Consider the following 15656-nt stretch of genomic DNA (forward strand, 5'->3'; position numbering starts at 1 on the left):
CGGCGGGCCCCGCGCGGGCCCGCCGCCCGTTTCCCTCCCCTACCCCGATCGTGACGCTAATATCCCCGCATCTTGCGTGCTATAGTGCCTCTTTTCGCTGATACGAGGTTCATGATGACTACGCCTGATGCTGTTGTTGTGCTCTGTACCGCGCCGGATGAAGCGACCGCCCAGGATCTGGCGGCAAAAGCCCTGGCGGACAAGCTGGCCGCCTGTGCCACGCTGCTGCCGGGCGCCACCTCGCTCTATTACTGGGAAGGGAAACTCGAGCAGGAGTATGAAGTTCAGATGCTGCTCAAAACCGACCTTGCCCATCAGCAGGCGCTGCTGGATTGCCTGAAGTCTCACCACCCGTATCAAACCCCTGAACTGCTGGTTCTGCCCGTCATTCATGGAGACAACGATTACCTCTCATGGCTTACCGCATCATTACGCTGATCCTGCTGCTGTGCAGCACGTCAGCCACCGCCGGGTTATTCGACGCGCCGGGGCGCTCGAACTTCGTGCCTGCTGACCAGGCTTTTGCCTTTGACTTTCAGCAGCAACAGCACGATGTCAACCTGAGCTGGCAAATCAAGGATGGTTACTATCTTTATCGTCAACAGTTTACCTTTCGCGCCGCCGGGGCGACGATCGACGAACCGGCGCTCCCGGCAGGAGAGTGGCATCAAGATGAGTTTTACGGCAAAAGCGAGATTTTCCGCCAGCGCCTGACCGTGCCGGTCACGGTGAAGCAGGCGGAGAAAGACGCCACCCTCACCGTCACCTGGCAGGGCTGCGCCGATGCCGGATTCTGTTATCCACCGGAAACCAAAGTGATCCCGCTGAGCGCCGTGCTGGCGACTTCTGCCGACGGCCAGGCAACCGCCATCGAGCCCATGCCGTCGACGAGCAGCCGTCCGGCGTTCAACCCGCCGCTGCCGGTTGAGCCGCGACCGGCCCCGGAGCTCGCCACATCACCTGAGCCTGCCGCAGTGCCGCCTGCAGACACGCCTGCCCGCCTGCCCTTTACGGCGCTGTGGGCGCTGCTGATAGGTATTGGTATCGCCTTCACCCCCTGCGTGCTGCCGATGTACCCGCTGATTTCCGGCATTGTGCTGGGCGGAAAGCAGCGGCTTTCCACCGCGCGCGCCCTGTTGCTGGCCTTTATTTACGTCCAGGGGATGGCCTTAACCTACACCGCGCTGGGGCTGGTGGTGGCCGCCGCCGGTCTGCAGTTCCAGGCGGCCCTGCAGCACCCGTATGTTCTGGCGGGACTGTCGGTGGTATTTATTCTGCTGGCGCTCTCCATGTTCGGCCTGTTCACGCTCCAGTTGTCCTCGTCGCTGCAGACGCGGCTGGCGCTGCTCAGCAATAAGCGCCAGGGCGGCTCGCCCGGCGGGGTCTTTGCGATGGGCGCCATTGCCGGGCTGATCTGCTCCCCCTGCACCACCGCGCCGCTGAGCGCCATCCTGTTGTATATCGCCCAGAGCGGTAATCTCTGGTTGGGCGGCGGCACGCTGTACCTCTACGCGCTGGGCATGGGCCTGCCATTGATCCTCGTCACCGTATTTGGCAACCGTCTGCTGCCGAAGAGCGGCCCGTGGATGAGCCATGTGAAGACCGCCTTCGGGTTCGTGATCCTGGCTCTGCCCGTTTTCCTGCTGGAGCGCATTGTCGGCGACCCGTGGGGATTACGTCTGTGGTCAATGCTTGGCGTCGCCTTCTTCAGCTGGGCGTTTATCACCTCGCTGGGCGCTACCCGGCCGTGGATGCGGCTGGTACAAATCATCCTGCTTGCTGCCGCGCTGGTCAGCGCGCGGCCCCTGCAGGACTGGGCATTTGGCGCTCCGGCAGTCGAGCAGCAGGCGCATCTGACGTTCACCCGCGTCAACTCGGTGGCCGAGCTTAACCAGGCGCTGGCGCAGGCAAAAGGCCAACCGGTGATGCTCGATCTTTACGCCGACTGGTGCGTGGCGTGCAAAGAGTTTGAAAAATACACCTTTAGTTCACCTGACGTGCAGCAGGCGCTGAAAGGCACCGTGTTATTACAGATTGATGTGACGAAGAACAGCCCGCAAGACGTCGCGCTGCTGAAACACCTGCAGGTGCTCGGTCTGCCGACGATCTTGTTCTTCAACGCTGAGGGTCAGGAACAGCCTGAGCGGCGAGTCACCGGCTTTATGGATGCCGCGGCATTCAGCGCCCATTTGCGCGATTGGCAAGCGTGAGCGACACTTTAGGAGGAAAGATGGAGGAGAACACCGTGCTACGTGAAGACGTCCTGGCAGAAGCCATTAAAATTCTTGAAATTGAAGGTATCGCCAACACGTCGCTGGAGATGGTCGCTGAGCGCGTGTCCTGTCCGACGAGCGACCTGAAACGCTTCTGGCCCGATAGCGAAGCGCTGCTGTACGACGCGCTTCGCTATCTGAGCCAGCAGGTGGATGCCTGGCGCCGACAGTTGCTGCTGGACGACACCTTAAGCGCAGAGCAAAAGCTGCTGGCACGCTATGCCGCGCTCACCACCTGCGTTAGTAACCACCGCTACCCCGGCTGTCTGTTTATCGCCGCCTGCACCTTCTATCCCGATCCCCAGCACCCCATTCACCAGCTGGCGGAACAGCAGAAGCAGGCTTCGCTGGCCTATACTCATGAGCTGCTGACTCAGCTGGAGGTGGATGACCCGGAAATGGTCGCTAAACAGATGGAGCTGATCGTCGAGGGCTGCCTGAGCCGTCTGCTGATCAAGCGTAGCCAGACGGATGTGGATACGGCCCGGCGGCTGGCAGAAGATATTCTGCGCTTCGCCCAGTGTCGTATGGGCGGCGCCTTAACCTGATTCTGATATCCTAACCGCCACGTCGCGCCTATAATTTCCCCCTCACTGATTGCTGACAGGGATTGATATGCGCGCGTTCTTCTGGGCTGCCTGGCTGGGGCTGTGCTCCACACCTCTGCTGGCGGCTCCCCTGCAAGGTTTTTCCTTTACGCAAAAAGACTGGGAGCTCGCCTGCGATAACACTGGCACCTGCCGGGCGGCGGGTTACGGCGTCCGCATGGGCGAGGTCAGCGTGCTGTTGACCCGCAACGCCGGCAGCGAACAGCGCCTCGCCGCCACGGCCACCTTTGCGCAAATCGAGCACGATATCCCCGCCGACTCCACCGCCAGCCTGCTGATCGACGACCGGGATCTTGGCGCGCTGGACGCCCAGGACGACAGCCACTTCCGTCTGGACAGCGATCAGACTGCCGCCCTGCTACAGGCCCTGGCGAATCAGCGCAAAATCGAATTCACCCTTAACGGCCAGCACCTGCCGCTTTCCAGCGCCGGCAGCCGCGAGGTACTGGGTAAAATGGATGCGTTTCAGCGACGCACCGGCACCGCCGACGCGCTGCTGGATAAAGGCGATGCCGGCGACGATGCCATTTTGCCAGCCACTGCCGCCCCGGAGATTATCGCCGCCCCGGTGATCCATAACGCGCAGCCGGTGGCGCTGAGCATACTTCAGCGCCAGAAGCTGCTGCCCTCCCTGACGCCGCTGCTGAACCAGCGCTGTGACGACTGGCAGAACCCGGCCATCCCGGCGGCAGAGCGCCAGATCACGCTGACCGCGCTGGATAAAACCCATTCTCTGGTGCAGGCGCTCTGCTGGCGAGCGCCCTATAACGACGGCTATGCGCTGTGGCTGGTCGATAACGCCCAGCTGAACAAGCCACGGTTGCTGACCACCGAGGCCTCGAGCTACGCCAACGGCACTATCGTCTTTTTGCACAAAGAACGGGGCATTGCCGACTGCCTAACCGGCGAAACCCGCGTCTGGGACGGTAAAACCTTTACCCCCAGCCTGAAGTACAGCACCGGTATGTGTCGGGAAATCACCCCCGGCGGCACCTGGATGCTGCCGACCTTTGTCAGCCAGGTGATCCCCAGGCAGCAGAAAGAGGCGGATAACCTCGCCCTGCGCACGCTGTATAACGCAGTGTTAAAAGCGCAAAAAAGCGATCCAGAATTGTCGCTGAATAAGGTCGCCGAGCAGTTTCCGTTAACCGGCCATATTACCGACTTCACGCTCACCTACGCCGATGACACCCTGGTTTCGACCAGCAAACCTTCCCCGGATATCAGCGATGACGAGTGGCAGGCGTTTCTGCGCTCCTCGATCAGCGCAGATTCAGAAAACGGTAAAGTCAGCTTTACCCTGATCGATCTCGACGGTGACGGCAAACGCGATCTGATCATCGACAGCTACGTGGGCGGCACCGGGCTCTTCAGCTACACCGGGGTGCTCCGGCGCGGCGATAATGACTTTGCCGCCGTCGACGGCAGCGACAGTGATAACGGCGATGATTTCGATGCCGGGGTGCCCGGCGCCCTCTTTTCTATCAATGGCCGCGGGGCTAACCAATGGAACCACTGGGTCAAAATCAACGGTCAGGTGTATGCCCTGTGGTACAACGGCCAGTTTGGCGAAGATAATCTCTACCTGCTGCGCCCGTTCAGCACTGCGAGCCAGACGCCCGCGGTGACGGTTCGCTATCGCTATACGCTGAACAGCATCCGCTCCCCGGAGAAAGACCAGCCGTTAACCCCACCCCTCAGCGACAGCGATAAAGTGGATCTGCTGCGTTCGCTGGAGGTCATGCAGGGCAGCCTGCTGAAAGACAAACCCGTCAGCGACAACGATGCGCCGATCTGCCCCATCCCACCGGGCACCTCCGCCGACGAGGCGGATAACTACTACAGCGGCGTCGCCATCAACTATATCTATGAGACAGTGGCCTATATTCCGGTCTGGCTGAACGGGAAGTGCTATATCGGCACTATTTTTAGCCACCATGGCGCCTATCGCCACGGCGTGGATGCGGAAATTACGCTGAGCTCCCCGCGCGAGGATGAAGAGGTCATTGGCGATTATATTATCTCCGGGTTGCGCCACGTAATCGCCATTACCAGCGGCTGGAAAACCCGCGAGGGTGATAACGGCATGCAGTGAAGTTAAGCCAAAACGCGCCTTTGAACGCAGAATTGCCGCAAAGATAAGCAATCGATAAGTAATTTAAGAAATTTGGTTGACGGGGTGGGCGGATTACGGTTTAATGCGCCCCGTTGCCCGGATAGCTCAGTCGGTAGAGCAGGGGATTGAAAATCCCCGTGTCCTTGGTTCGATTCCGAGTCCGGGCACCACTTATTCAGAGAACCCAGCCCATGGCTGGGTTTTTGCTTTTCTACGACCGGACTCTCCATCGAACTCCATTCGATTATTCGCCGCACAGCGGCTCACCCCTTCGGGGCCAGCGCGACAAGCGCGCTGTTCAACGCCTGCGGCGTTAGTCCGAGTCCGGGCACCACTATTTAAAGAACCCGCCCAAAAGGCGGGTTTTTGCTTTTCTGCATCCGGACTCTCCATCGAACTCCACTCTATGATCCCCTACCCGGCGGCGCTGCGCTTGCGCGGGCCTACGCTGTTTGAACCTGTGGAGGACCCGTAGGTCGGATAAGGCATTTATGCCGCCATCCGGCACAACCGCAGGTACGGCGTCTGATGTGTATCGCCCGGCGGCGCTGCGCTTGCGCGGGCCTACGCTGTTTGAGCCTGCGGGGGGACCCGTAGGCCGGATAAGGCATTTATGCCGCCATCCGGCACAACCGCGGGTACGGCGTCTGATGTGTATCTCCAGGCGGCGCTGCGCTTGCACAGGCCTGAGGGATGAGGAAACGCCTGCGCAAACGCAGGCCGGATAAGACGAAGCCGTCAGGCAAACGCCATGAAGAAAGGGATTACTCGGCGGCCGTTTTCCCTTTGCCGGGCAGCCTGAACGCTTCGCCATAGGGCTTCGCGATACCCATGCGATATTGTGTCTCTTTGGCCGCCTGGTGCAGGTCGGCAAACTCCTCTTTCGGCGCTGGCGGACGTTGCGCCTTTTTCAGACACTGATTACGATGGTGACGGATCCACTCTCTGTCATCATCGTTCAGGCAGCGCTGCATCACCTCAATCCATCTGGATGCCGCCCGACGGTAGAGCCCACTCGCCTCTAACCGTTCAGCAATACTGTCCCTTATTCTCATCCACCTCGCTCCTCTGATGCTTTCACGATATCCCATGGTATTCCGACACCTGAGCCGGAATACCATGGTAGAGTTAATTTATGACAAAACTATTCCTGTGCAGCGCAAGGAATATATTCATTATAATAATCGCTGTGCATAGCAAACCGCATTCGCGGTAATTACTTCCAAAGAGCTCCGGAATTATATGTCGAACGCCGCCATGGATACCGGACGGTATCGACGGTTGTACCTATCAATAGCTATTTAATTTATTATATTTCCGTTATCAAATACCTTGCGATGTCATCCACTCCCTGTACAACCAAGCCTCATGGCGACCTAACGGAGTGCTCCAGCAGTTTATTTCTGAAGATAAATAAGCAGGCTTCATTAAAATTATCTAACCCCAGTCGCTCATAAAGCGCAGTGCGCTTCCGGTAAAGGCTTTTTACCGAGGTATTCAGATTCACCGCCACCTCCTCCATGGTCATACCCGCCCCAAGCAAACGTAGCATTAACTGTTCAGACAAACTTAAGCGCAGATCGTCAAACCACTCTTTGGTCAGCCGCTTGCTCTTCATCTCCAGAAAAAGCCCAAATAATGTCGCCATATCGGCGGGTGATAATGACATGTTTAAAAACGATTTCAGACTCAGTAAATGCTCTTCCCGATGGCGCATATCGAGGACGATACAACATATTCGCTTTCTGGATTGTGCCGCCTCCATCACCAGGTAATCGTAATGACAAAGCGGCGAACGGCTATCAACCAGCAGAGAGACCTCATCAACCTCATTATCTAAAATCGTTTTTCCGCTAGAATCTAACTGAATGATATCAGGAAAGAAATTCTTAACCCCTTGAAAAAGATAGTAATCCTGAGTAACCAATATCATTGAAGTTGCCACAAATCGTCCCTTTAACATTTAATCAACAAATTCTCGTCAACCAGACGTTTTCCTTCCCCCTTTGGACGCTTCGCATGGCGGTAAAAATAACGAGACCTGTGATTTATCATTAGCGCGGCATCTGACTCTGGCTGTGAAAACCCTCCTTGCGTTCTGATGGAAAATAAACGGATTAATTATAAATAAAAAAAAACCACAGAAAAGATGCTTTTTTTGGCATTGAGAATTTTTGTCAGAAATCATCTTAAATATCCAGTGAAAACCACCAACCTCTTCACAATATAAGCAGCACATCAATTTTGAAACAAAATTCCAACCCTCTTTCTTTTTTATTTATTTCAGTAAGTTAAAGAAATCAACTTCAACAACGCCGCTCGAATTAAGTCGATTTTACAGAATTATCTTAAAACGCAGCTCATCATTTACTCATATTTATCCGCTGCCGTATCGGGTATAAATTATCCATTCAATTATCGACAGGAGATATGTTTATTACTTTGCAATAAGTCATTCACCCGCAGTGCCAGTCAGCTAAATGGGACCATCCTCATCCTTTAACTCACCGTCAAAGGACGGTCGTGTTGTGCAATGGATTCTTGATGAACATATGGCAAATAGAAATGGAAAGATCACCTTATTCAAATACGTTATTGTTTAATCGCAACACGAAACTCTCGCTGTCAATCGGCTTGCTTTTGCTCTTCCCGGCGCTGGTTCAGGGAGCAGACTCGCTCTATGACCAGCAGATCCTGCAAGCGCGTCAAGGCCAGTACGCCCCCTTTCTCTCTTATCTTCAGCAGTACCAGCTGCGGCATGCCTTAACCCCTTCTCAGGTGGCGGACTGGCTGCAGGTAGCTCTCTGGGCCGGCCAGGACGATGAAGTGGTGAAAGTCTGGCGACGCTATCAGGTTTATATGCCGCTTCCCGCACGCGGTACCGCCGCGGCGGCACAGGCCCTGCGTAACCAGAAACAGTGGCAAGCCTCGCTCACCCTCTGGCAGCAGGCTCTCAGCCAGGCCCCTGACAGTGACGATTATCGTATCGGCTATATCAAAACGCTGGCCGATGCCCGCAAGGACGGCGAGGCGCTCAGCGAAGCGCGTCGCCTGGTAGCGGAGCAGGCGAGCGTTGCCCACCTGCAGACGCTCTCTTATGTCTACCTGCGGCTTGGCAAAAGCTGGGACCAGCTGTTGGTGGACACGCAGATCCTCGATCGTGAGCCGCAAAACAAAGCCGCGCTGGCCAGCCTGATGGCGACCCTGACCCGCAACCGGATCGATTCCCCTGCTCTCGGCCTGGCGGATAGCGTCGAACTGACGCCTGCGGAAAAGCGCAATCTGCAGTTGAACGCCGCCGCCGAACTGGTGCGCCTTGCCGATACCCCTTCCCGCGAAGAAAACGCGCGTTACGCGCTGGCCCGCACGGCGCTCACGCAGTATGACGCGATGATTGCCGCCTGGCACCCCGACCCACAGGCTGCGCCCGACATCATCCGGGCGCGCATTGATCGTCTGGGTGCGCTGTACGCCAATGCAGATTACGCGCAGGTCATCCGTGAATACCAAAATCTCATCGCGCAGCAGCAGACCGTTCCCGACTGGGCCATCGGCTGGGTCATCTCCTCTTATATCGCCCTTAAGCAAATTGAGCCTGCGCTGACGCTTATTCACCAGCATCCCTCGTGGCTGACAAGCCAACAGAATGAGGAACACGAGCTTTTCTACGCCCTGCTGGACACCGGTCAGTACCCGGCGGCGCAACAGTATGTCGCCCGCTTCACCCGGAATGCACCCTACATCCGTCGTCTCTACGGTTCGCCGACGCCGCAGCCGAATGACGACTGGCTCACTGCACAGTCGCTTAACGTGCACTATTTAGCGGCCACCAACGCCCTGCCGCAGGCCGAAGCCCGGATGCAGCGCCTGGCGGCAACGGCCCCCGGCAATCAGGGCCTGCAGATAGATTATGCCGCCCTTCTGCAGGACAGAGGGCTACCGCGAGCCGCCGAAAGCCAGCTAAAAGCAGCGGAATCTCTGGAACCCGCCAGCCTGCAGCTGGAGCGCCAGCAGGCCTGGGTCGCCCTCGATCTGCAGGAGTGGCGGCAAATGGATCTGCTGACTGACGACGTCGTCGCCCGCTCGCCACGGGATCTGAATACCCAGCGCCTGGCCAGAGCGCGCGAGGTCCATCATCTTTCCGAACTTCGCCTGAGCGTTGGCAAAGGGCTGCACTCCGACAACCCGGTGAGCGGCACCCACGACCTCAGTTTTGAGACGGCGATCTACAGCCCGCCGCTAGCCGACAGCTGGCGGTTGTTCGGCGGGCACCGCTTCGCTGAAGGCAATTTTGAAGAGGGGAAAGGCAGCCGTCGCCAGCTGTTCGCCGGCGTTGAATGGCGCCCGCGCGACTACTGGGGCGAGCTTGAACTCTCCAGCGTCAATTTTCACGGCGAGAACAAGCCCGGCGTCCGCCTTTCCGCCGCCCACGACGTCAGCGATCGCTGGCAGCTGGGCGGCGAACTGGAGCGGATTTCGCAGCAGACTCCGCTGCGCGCGTTACGCAACGGCGTCAGCGCCAACCGCGGCGAAGGCTGGCTGCGCTGGTATCAAAACGAACGCCGGGAATACCGCGTCAGCGTGGCCGCCAGCCGGTTTACCGATCGCAACCGCCGCCAGGAGTACACCCTCTCCGGTAAAGAGCGCCTCTGGCAGACGCCGTGGTTAACGCTGGATCTGCAGCCCGGTCTGTCGGCCAGCGCCAATAGCCGCACCGACACCGCCTACTACAGTCCGGCACGGGACCTCGCCGCCACCGCGGCGCTGGCCGTCGATCACACGCTTTACCAGCGCTATGACACCGTCTGGAGCCAGCAGCTGCTCGCCGGCGGCGGCAGCTACTGGCAAAAAAATCACGCCGCCGGGGCGATCACGGTGCTGGGTTATGGGCAGCGCCTGCGCTGGAACAACGTCGTCGACACCGGGGTGATGCTGAACTGGGACAAACGCCCCTACGACGGTAAACGCGAAAACAACCTCGCCATCACTCTTGATGCAAATATACGGTTTTAAGGATGACCATGCTGAACACGACCCTGCGCAACGGCCTGATGCTTCTCGTCTGGCTGTGCCTTATCTTCAGCGTGCGTGCTGAGGAAGTCCCCTTCCTCGCCCCGCAGCAGCGCCCCCAACCGGAGGCCAATCAACCCTGGCCGGCGGATCGCTTTCTGGTGCTGGCCTACCATGACGTCGAAGACGATGCCGCCGACCAGCGTTATCTTTCAGTGCGCACCAGTGCGCTCAACGAACAGATCGCCTGGCTGCTGCATCACGGGTACCATGCGGTGAGCGTCCAGGACATTCTCGATGCACACCATGGCGTTAAGCCGCTGCCGGCCAAGGCTTTTCTTCTCAGCTTCGACGATGGCTATAGCAGCTTTTACACCCGCGTCTGGCCGCTACTTAAAGCCTGGAATGTTCCGGCGCTGTGGGCGCCGGTGGGCAGCTGGGTGGACACTCCCGCTGGCCAGCCCGTTAATTTTGGCGGCCTGATGACGCCGCGCGAGCGCTTCGCTACCTGGGAGATGGTGCGCGAGCTCAGCCGCTCGCCGCTGGTGGAGATCGGCGCGCACACCTGGGCCTCGCACTACGGTCTGCCGGCCAATCCGCAGGGCAGCCGCGAGCCCGCCGCCGCCAACCGCGGCTGGGATAAAACCACCGGCCGCTATGAAAGCGACGCGCAGTTTACCCGGCGCATGGCCGATGACGTGCAGAAAGTGACGGCGAAAATCCACGAGGTCGCCGGGAAAGCGCCGCGCGCCTGGGTGTGGCCCTATGGCGCCGCCAGCGGCAGCACCCTGGCTATCGCCAAACAGCAGGGGTATCAGCTGGCGTTTACGCTGAACGACGGCCTGGGCAATGTGAAAGATCTGGACAATATTCCGCGCATGCTGATCGCCGGTAACCCGTCGATCAAGGCCTTTGCCAACGCCGTAACCCAGATTCAGGAAGCCGATCCTGTTCGGGTGATGCATGTGGATCTGGACTATGTCTATGACCCCAATCCCGTCCAGCAGGCGAAAAATATCGATAAGCTGGTGCAGCGCGTCTATGACATGAAAATCAGCCATGTCTTTCTGCAGGCCTTTTCCGACCCGCAAGGCGACGGCACGGTCAAGTCGCTCTATTTCCCCAACCGCTGGCTGCCGATGCGCGCCGACCTGTTTAACTTCGTCTCCTGGCAGTTGCAGACCCGCGGCGGGGTGAAGGTCTATGCCTGGATGCCGGTGCTGGCCTTCGATCTCTCGTCCGATCTGCCGCGCGTTCAGCGCTGGGATCCGCAAACCGGGAAGGCGTTACTTGCCCGCCAGCCGTACGTTCGCCTGTCGCCCTGGGATCCCCGGGTTCGCCAGCAGATCACCGACATCTACGAAGATCTGGCCCGGCACGCCAGCTTCAGCGGGATTCTGTTTCACGATGACGCCGTGCTGACCGATTTTGAAGACGTGAGCCCGGAGGCGGTCGCCGCCTGGCGGCAGACGGGTCTGGGGCACGATGCCGGCCCGGTGCCCCAACGTCCGCAAGAGCGCCAGGCATGGATGCGTTTCAAAAGCCAAACCCTGACCCGCTTCACTCTGGATCTACGCCAGGCGGTGCAGGCCATCCGCGGCCCGCAGGTGAAAACGGCGCGTAATCTCTTCGCCCTGCCGATCCTGGAGCCGCAGAGCGAAGCCTGGTTCGCGCAGAATCTGGATGACTTCCTTGCCGCCTATGACTGGACGGTACCCATGGCGATGCCGCTGATGGAGTCCGTACCGATTGACGCCAGCCAGGCCTGGCTGACGCGGCTGGTCCAGGCCGTCGCCAGCCACCCGGGCGCGCTGAAGAAAACCATCTTTGAACTGCAGGCCCGAGACTGGAACCGACGCCAGCAAAACGCCATTCCCGACCAGCAGCTGGCGGACTGGATGCGTTTGCTGCGGCTGAACGGCGTCAAAAACTACGGCTACTACCCTGACGATTTTATTAACAACCAGCCTGATATCTCCCGTATCAGGCCGCAATTTTCTTCCTGGTGGTACCCTGACCATGACTGATCGCATTATCGCATTGTGCATTTTATGCCTCGTATTCGGGCTGCCGTTAGGCGTCGCAGCGGTATTTACCGGCGAGCTTATCCTCGACTTTGTCTTCTTCTGGCCGCTGTTTATGTCAGTGCTGTGGATCACCGGGGGCCTTTATTTCTGGTTTCAGCTGGAACGCCACTGGCCGTGGGGGGAGGATACCCCGCCGCCGACGCTGCCGGGCAATCCGCTGATTTCGATCCTGATCCCTTGTTTTAACGAGGAGAAAAACGCTCGGGAAACCATCAGCGCGGCGCTGGCCCAGCGTTACGCCAATCTCGAAGTGATCGCCATTAACGACGGCTCTTCGGACAACACCGCCCAGGTGCTCCAGCAGCTGGCGCAGGAGGAGCCGAGGCTGCGGGTGATCCACCTTGCCGCCAATCAGGGAAAAGCGGTAGCGCTCAAAGCAGGCGCCGCCGCCGCCCGCGGCGATCTGCTGGTCTGCATCGATGGCGACGCCCTGCTGGACCGGGATACCGCGGCCTGGCTGGTCGCGCCGTTGATCCACTATCCGCACGTCGGGGCGGTCACCGGCAATCCGCGGATCCGCACCCGATCCACGCTGATCGGCCGCATTCAGGTGGGTGAGTTCTCGTCGATCATTGGGCTTATCAAGCGGACGCAGCGGATCTATGGCCGGGTCTTTACCGTCTCCGGTGTGATTGCCGCCTTCCGGCGCCAGGCGCTGGCGGACGTCGGCTACTGGAGCCCGGATATGATCACCGAAGATATTGATATCAGCTGGAAGCTTCAGCTCCGCCACTGGGACATCTTTTTCGAGCCGCGGGCGCTGTGCTGGATCCTGATGCCGGAGACCCTCAAAGGGTTATGGAAGCAGCGTCTGCGCTGGGCGCAGGGCGGCGCGGAGGTTTTTCTGGTCAACCTCCGTCGCCTGTTTCACTGGGAGCATCATCGGATGTGGCCGCTGTTTCTGGAGTATGCCTGCTCCACGCTGTGGGCCTTTGCCTACGCGGTTACCATTCTGCTGTTTATCCTCAGCCGCCTGATGCCGCTGCCTGACAATCTGGCGGTGCACAGCCTGTTTCCGCCGGAGTTCACCGGCATGCTGCTTGGCGTGATGTGCCTGCTGCAGTTCGTCGCCAGTCTGTATATCGAGCGACGCTACGAGAAAAAGGTCGCCAAATCACTGTTCTGGGTGATCTGGTTCCCGATGGTCTACTGGATGATCGGCCTGCTGACCACGCTGGTCGCTTTTCCGAAAGTGATGGTGAAACGTCAACGTTCCCGCGCGCGCTGGGTGAGTCCGGACCGGGGAAAAGGAAGCCTGTGATGAATGAAAATACGCTCATCTTAACCGAACACCGTGTGCTGCCCCGGCTGGTCGACGCCGGTTTAACGCTGCTGGCCTGGCTCGGTTTTCTGTTCTTTCTGTACGCCAATTTGCTGATGCAGTTCATCGCGCCGCCCTCTCCGCGCTGGGAGTCGCTGATGGCTTCACTGAATACGGCGCTGGTGTATCTGCTGATTGCCGCGCTGAACGGCTGGCTGTTGATCCTCTGGTATCATTACAACCGGCGCCGCGCTCGCACCCGGCATCATACCGCGGTGCTCACCCTGCGACATGATGAGCTGGCGAGCAGCTTTAACGTTGCGCCGCAAATTATCTCGGAGATGAGCCGCTATAATTTGCTCACCGTTTACCACGATCAAATCGGGCAGATTATTGATTTAAAAAGCCACGCGTTACCGCCGCCGCAGGAAGAGAGCGATCGCGCATGAGAGCAAGGCCGCCGTCGGCGGCCTGTATGGGTTACGACGCCGTGGATCAGCCGCCGGCTTTTTTGATGGCGGCTTCCAGCGAGGCCTGATCCGCCAGCCCCGGGAAGACGGTGATGCTGGCTTCCGTGGCGCCGGTGGTCGGCATCACGATCACGCCCGGCGTGCCGCTCAGACCAATCTCCTGCGCCAGATCGTTAATGCTCTGCAGCACCGGTTCGACGTCGGTGGCCTTCTTCGCATCAAAGCCGGCTTTCTTCGCCTGCTGCTGGATATCCGCCGTCGTCAGCTTACCTTCGTTATGGCCGGTAGCGTAAATCCCGTTATGGTAGGCCAGATAGGCATCCGCCCCTTTCTGCTGATAGATCTGCAGGCCGGTTTTTGCCGCCTCCAGCGAGCTTTCCCAGCGGCCGCCGAAAATCGGCCACTCTTTAAAGGCGAAACGGGTCTGCGGGTGCGCTTTAATCACCTGCTCCATCACCGGCGCCAGACGGCTGCAGTACACGCACTGGTAGTCGAAGAATTCGATCACCGTGACTTTGCCGTTGGCCGGGCCGTAGGTCGGGGTATTTTTATCCTGGGTCAATACAGCCGCGTTTTTCAGCACTGCCTGAGTGGCCGCGCTGGCCTGCTGTTCAGCCTGTATTTGCTGCAATTTCTGGCTCGCCTGCAGGAGGACTTCCGGGTGGGCGACCAGGTAGTCGGCGGCGATTTTGCCGATTTTCGCCTCCTGTTCCGGGGTGAAGGTCGCCGGCGCGTCAGCGGCAGAGGCCATCGCCGGCAGTAAGACAGCGCTCAGCAGGGCGACAGAGAGGTATTTCTTGTGGCCAGACATAGTGGGGATCCTTGCGATAAGTGAACGGCAGGTGAGTCTGGGTGACAAAATATCACCCTTTTTCGCCGAAGCCTTGCCCAACGGCGCGTTGATTCGTAACTTTATTTTTCAGGCACGCTTTTCCCGCGCGACGGCGTGGGTCTGCGTCAGTGGTCAATGCGCCCCAGGCGGAGTACCCTGCGCAGCGGTTTTTCTTGCTCTTTTTTCAGGTGGTTTCTCTCGAAATGAATGCGTTACTCCAACAATGGGACATGGCGGTGATTATGCTGCAGATTGTCGCCATCGATTTACTGCTGGGCGGCGATAACGCCGTGGTGATAGCCATGGCTTGCCGCAAACTGCCGCCACAAAAGCGCACCAAAGCGATCATCATCGGTACCGTGGGGGCGATCCTGGCGCGCGTGCTGCTGCTGGCGCTCGCCCTGTATCTTCTGTCGCTACCGTGGCTGAAAATAGTCGGCGCGTTGCTCCTGCTGTGGATTGGTATGAAGCTGGTGAGTAATGAGGAAGAAGAGAGCGAGGTCGGCAGCTCCGCGAGCCTGTGGCGCACCGCGATCACCATCACCGTCGCCGATGTGATCATGTCGCTGGATAATGTGTTGGCGGTCGCTGCGGCGGGAAAAGGGCACATTGCGCTGGTCGCCCTCGGCGTGGCGATCAGCATTCCGATTATCGTCGCGGGCAGTAAACTGGTCCTGGTCCTGCTCACCCGCTTTCCCGCCGTGGTGCTGTTGGGCGGAATGCTCATCGGCTGGATTGCCGGCTCAATGCTGGTCAGCGATCCCACCATTCAGCAACTGTTTCCCGCCGCCGGGGACGGCACCGCGCGCGTGGCTGGCGCCGTCGGCGCGCTGCTGGTGCTGTTTGAAGGATGGCGCCGCCGCCCACGGCCGCAGGCGAAAGAGTAGCCTCGCCCACGACGCCGCCGACCCCGACGGCGTCAAGTTTCCGCCACTTTTCTTCCCCTTCAGGGCGCATTTGCCCTACGCTTTATACTGACGCCTGTTCCAGGGAATATGT

General features: G+C 59.0%; 12 protein-coding genes, 1 tRNA gene and 2 pseudogenes. 11 read left to right on the forward strand and 4 right to left on the reverse strand.

Annotation, left to right across the window (positions count from 1 at the left end; genetic code table 11):
• Positions 1–114 precede the first annotated feature (114 nt).
• From cutA to HMPREF3096_RS21070, 5 genes are all read left to right on the forward strand, one after another.
• Positions 115–438, forward strand: a complete 324-nt coding sequence (gene cutA, locus HMPREF3096_RS21050) for a divalent cation tolerance protein CutA (RefSeq protein WP_008807222.1) — start codon at positions 115–117, stop codon at positions 436–438.
• The gene (locus tag HMPREF3096_RS21055; RefSeq protein ID WP_032731744.1) at positions 414–2210 is read left to right on the forward strand and encodes a protein-disulfide reductase DsbD; all 1797 of its coding nucleotides are present in this window, start codon (positions 414–416) and stop codon (positions 2208–2210) included. Before cutA ends, HMPREF3096_RS21055 begins: the two co-directional genes overlap by 25 nt.
• A 35-nt stretch (positions 2211–2245) precedes the next feature.
• Positions 2246–2821 carry a transcriptional regulator gene (locus HMPREF3096_RS21060; protein ID WP_032731863.1) on the forward strand — a complete coding sequence of 192 codons (576 nt, stop codon included), beginning with the start codon at positions 2246–2248 and terminating at the stop codon, positions 2819–2821.
• Positions 2822–2888: 67 nt separating this feature from the next.
• Complete coding sequence (locus HMPREF3096_RS21065; protein WP_008807225.1) at positions 2889–4976, forward strand: DUF1176 domain-containing protein; 2088 nt, start codon at positions 2889–2891, stop codon at positions 4974–4976.
• A 115-nt stretch (positions 4977–5091) separates the two neighbouring features.
• Positions 5092–5167, forward strand: a tRNA-Phe gene (locus HMPREF3096_RS21070).
• 594 nt (positions 5168–5761) lie between these two features.
• Here HMPREF3096_RS21070 and HMPREF3096_RS21075 read toward each other — a convergent pair.
• Entirely contained in the window at positions 5762–6118 is a 357-nt protein-coding gene (locus HMPREF3096_RS21075; RefSeq protein WP_306047856.1) for a PerC family transcriptional regulator, read from the reverse strand.
• A gap of 119 nt (positions 6119–6237) precedes the next feature.
• Here HMPREF3096_RS21075 and HMPREF3096_RS31575 point away from each other — a divergent pair.
• Positions 6238–6366: pseudogene (locus HMPREF3096_RS31575) on the forward strand (hypothetical protein); the annotation flags it as partial.
• Here the strand turns inward: HMPREF3096_RS31575 and HMPREF3096_RS21080 are convergent.
• A complete protein-coding gene (locus HMPREF3096_RS21080; RefSeq protein ID WP_012969132.1) occupies positions 6364–6930 on the reverse strand; it encodes a helix-turn-helix transcriptional regulator in 567 nt (188 codons plus the stop codon). The pseudogene HMPREF3096_RS31575 and the gene HMPREF3096_RS21080 sit on opposite strands and share 3 nt — an antisense overlap.
• Before the next feature lie 632 nt (positions 6931–7562).
• On the opposite strand from HMPREF3096_RS21080, the gene pgaA reads away from it, so the two are divergent.
• Genes pgaA through pgaD form a run of 4 tightly spaced genes read left to right on the forward strand, consistent with a single transcriptional unit; the run spans position 7563 to position 13804 of the window.
• On the forward strand, positions 7563–10010 hold the full coding sequence (gene pgaA / locus HMPREF3096_RS21085) for a poly-beta-1,6 N-acetyl-D-glucosamine export porin PgaA (RefSeq protein WP_162822770.1): 2448 nt from the start codon (positions 7563–7565) through the stop codon (positions 10008–10010).
• An 8-nt stretch (positions 10011–10018) separates the two neighbouring features.
• Positions 10019–12034, forward strand: a complete 2016-nt coding sequence (gene pgaB / locus HMPREF3096_RS21090) for a poly-beta-1,6-N-acetyl-D-glucosamine N-deacetylase PgaB (protein WP_012969134.1) — start codon at positions 10019–10021, stop codon at positions 12032–12034.
• Positions 12027–13355: a poly-beta-1,6-N-acetyl-D-glucosamine synthase gene (gene pgaC, locus HMPREF3096_RS21095; protein ID WP_008807230.1), complete on the forward strand. Its 1329-nt coding sequence runs from the start codon at positions 12027–12029 to the stop codon at positions 13353–13355. Before pgaB ends, pgaC begins: the two co-directional genes overlap by 8 nt.
• Positions 13355–13804, forward strand: coding sequence for a poly-beta-1,6-N-acetyl-D-glucosamine biosynthesis protein PgaD (gene pgaD / locus HMPREF3096_RS21100; protein ID WP_012543140.1), 450 nt, complete (start codon positions 13355–13357; stop codon positions 13802–13804). The genes pgaC and pgaD overlap by 1 nt, the downstream gene beginning before the upstream one ends.
• 46 nt (positions 13805–13850) lie before the next feature.
• Here pgaD and HMPREF3096_RS21105 read toward each other — a convergent pair whose 3' ends face one another.
• A complete protein-coding gene (locus HMPREF3096_RS21105) occupies positions 13851–14636 on the reverse strand; it encodes a DsbA family protein (RefSeq protein WP_008807232.1) in 786 nt (261 codons plus the stop codon).
• A gap of 224 nt (positions 14637–14860) precedes the next feature.
• On the opposite strand from HMPREF3096_RS21105, the gene HMPREF3096_RS21110 reads away from it, so the two are divergent.
• Complete coding sequence (locus HMPREF3096_RS21110; RefSeq protein ID WP_008807233.1) at positions 14861–15544, forward strand: TerC family protein; 684 nt, start codon at positions 14861–14863, stop codon at positions 15542–15544.
• Here the strand turns inward: HMPREF3096_RS21110 and HMPREF3096_RS31045 are convergent.
• Positions 15507–15614, reverse strand: a pseudogene (locus tag HMPREF3096_RS31045) (hypothetical protein); the annotation flags it as partial. The gene HMPREF3096_RS21110 and the pseudogene HMPREF3096_RS31045 overlap by 38 nt on opposite strands.
• Positions 15615–15656: the final 42 nt, after the last annotated feature.

Source organism: Klebsiella sp. HMSC25G12 (assembly GCF_001807705.1).
In the GTDB taxonomy this organism is placed as follows: domain Bacteria; phylum Pseudomonadota; class Gammaproteobacteria; order Enterobacterales; family Enterobacteriaceae; genus Klebsiella; species Klebsiella variicola.

Bases quoted from the DNA above. Each gene is read 5' to 3' on its own strand.
- HMPREF3096_RS21110 (WP_008807233.1), top strand. From the start codon at position 14,861: ATGAATGCGTTACTCCAACAATGGGACATGGCGGTGATTATGCTGCAG.
- HMPREF3096_RS21065 (WP_008807225.1), top strand. From the start codon at position 2,889: ATGCGCGCGTTCTTCTGGGCTGCCTGGCTGGGGCTGTGCTCCACACCT.
- HMPREF3096_RS21075 (WP_306047856.1), bottom strand. From the start codon at position 6,118: ATGGTATTCCGGCTCAGGTGTCGGAATACCATGGGATATCGTGAAAGC.
- HMPREF3096_RS21080 (WP_012969132.1), bottom strand. From the start codon at position 6,930: ATGATATTGGTTACTCAGGATTACTATCTTTTTCAAGGGGTTAAGAAT.
- HMPREF3096_RS21055 (WP_032731744.1), top strand. From the start codon at position 414: ATGGCTTACCGCATCATTACGCTGATCCTGCTGCTGTGCAGCACGTCA.
- pgaD (WP_012543140.1), top strand. From the start codon at position 13,355: ATGAATGAAAATACGCTCATCTTAACCGAACACCGTGTGCTGCCCCGG.
- HMPREF3096_RS21105 (WP_008807232.1), bottom strand. From the start codon at position 14,636: ATGTCTGGCCACAAGAAATACCTCTCTGTCGCCCTGCTGAGCGCTGTC.
- pgaA (WP_162822770.1), top strand. From the start codon at position 7,563: ATGGAAAGATCACCTTATTCAAATACGTTATTGTTTAATCGCAACACG.
- pgaB (WP_012969134.1), top strand. From the start codon at position 10,019: ATGCTGAACACGACCCTGCGCAACGGCCTGATGCTTCTCGTCTGGCTG.
- cutA (WP_008807222.1), top strand. From the start codon at position 115: ATGACTACGCCTGATGCTGTTGTTGTGCTCTGTACCGCGCCGGATGAA.
- pgaC (WP_008807230.1), top strand. From the start codon at position 12,027: ATGACTGATCGCATTATCGCATTGTGCATTTTATGCCTCGTATTCGGG.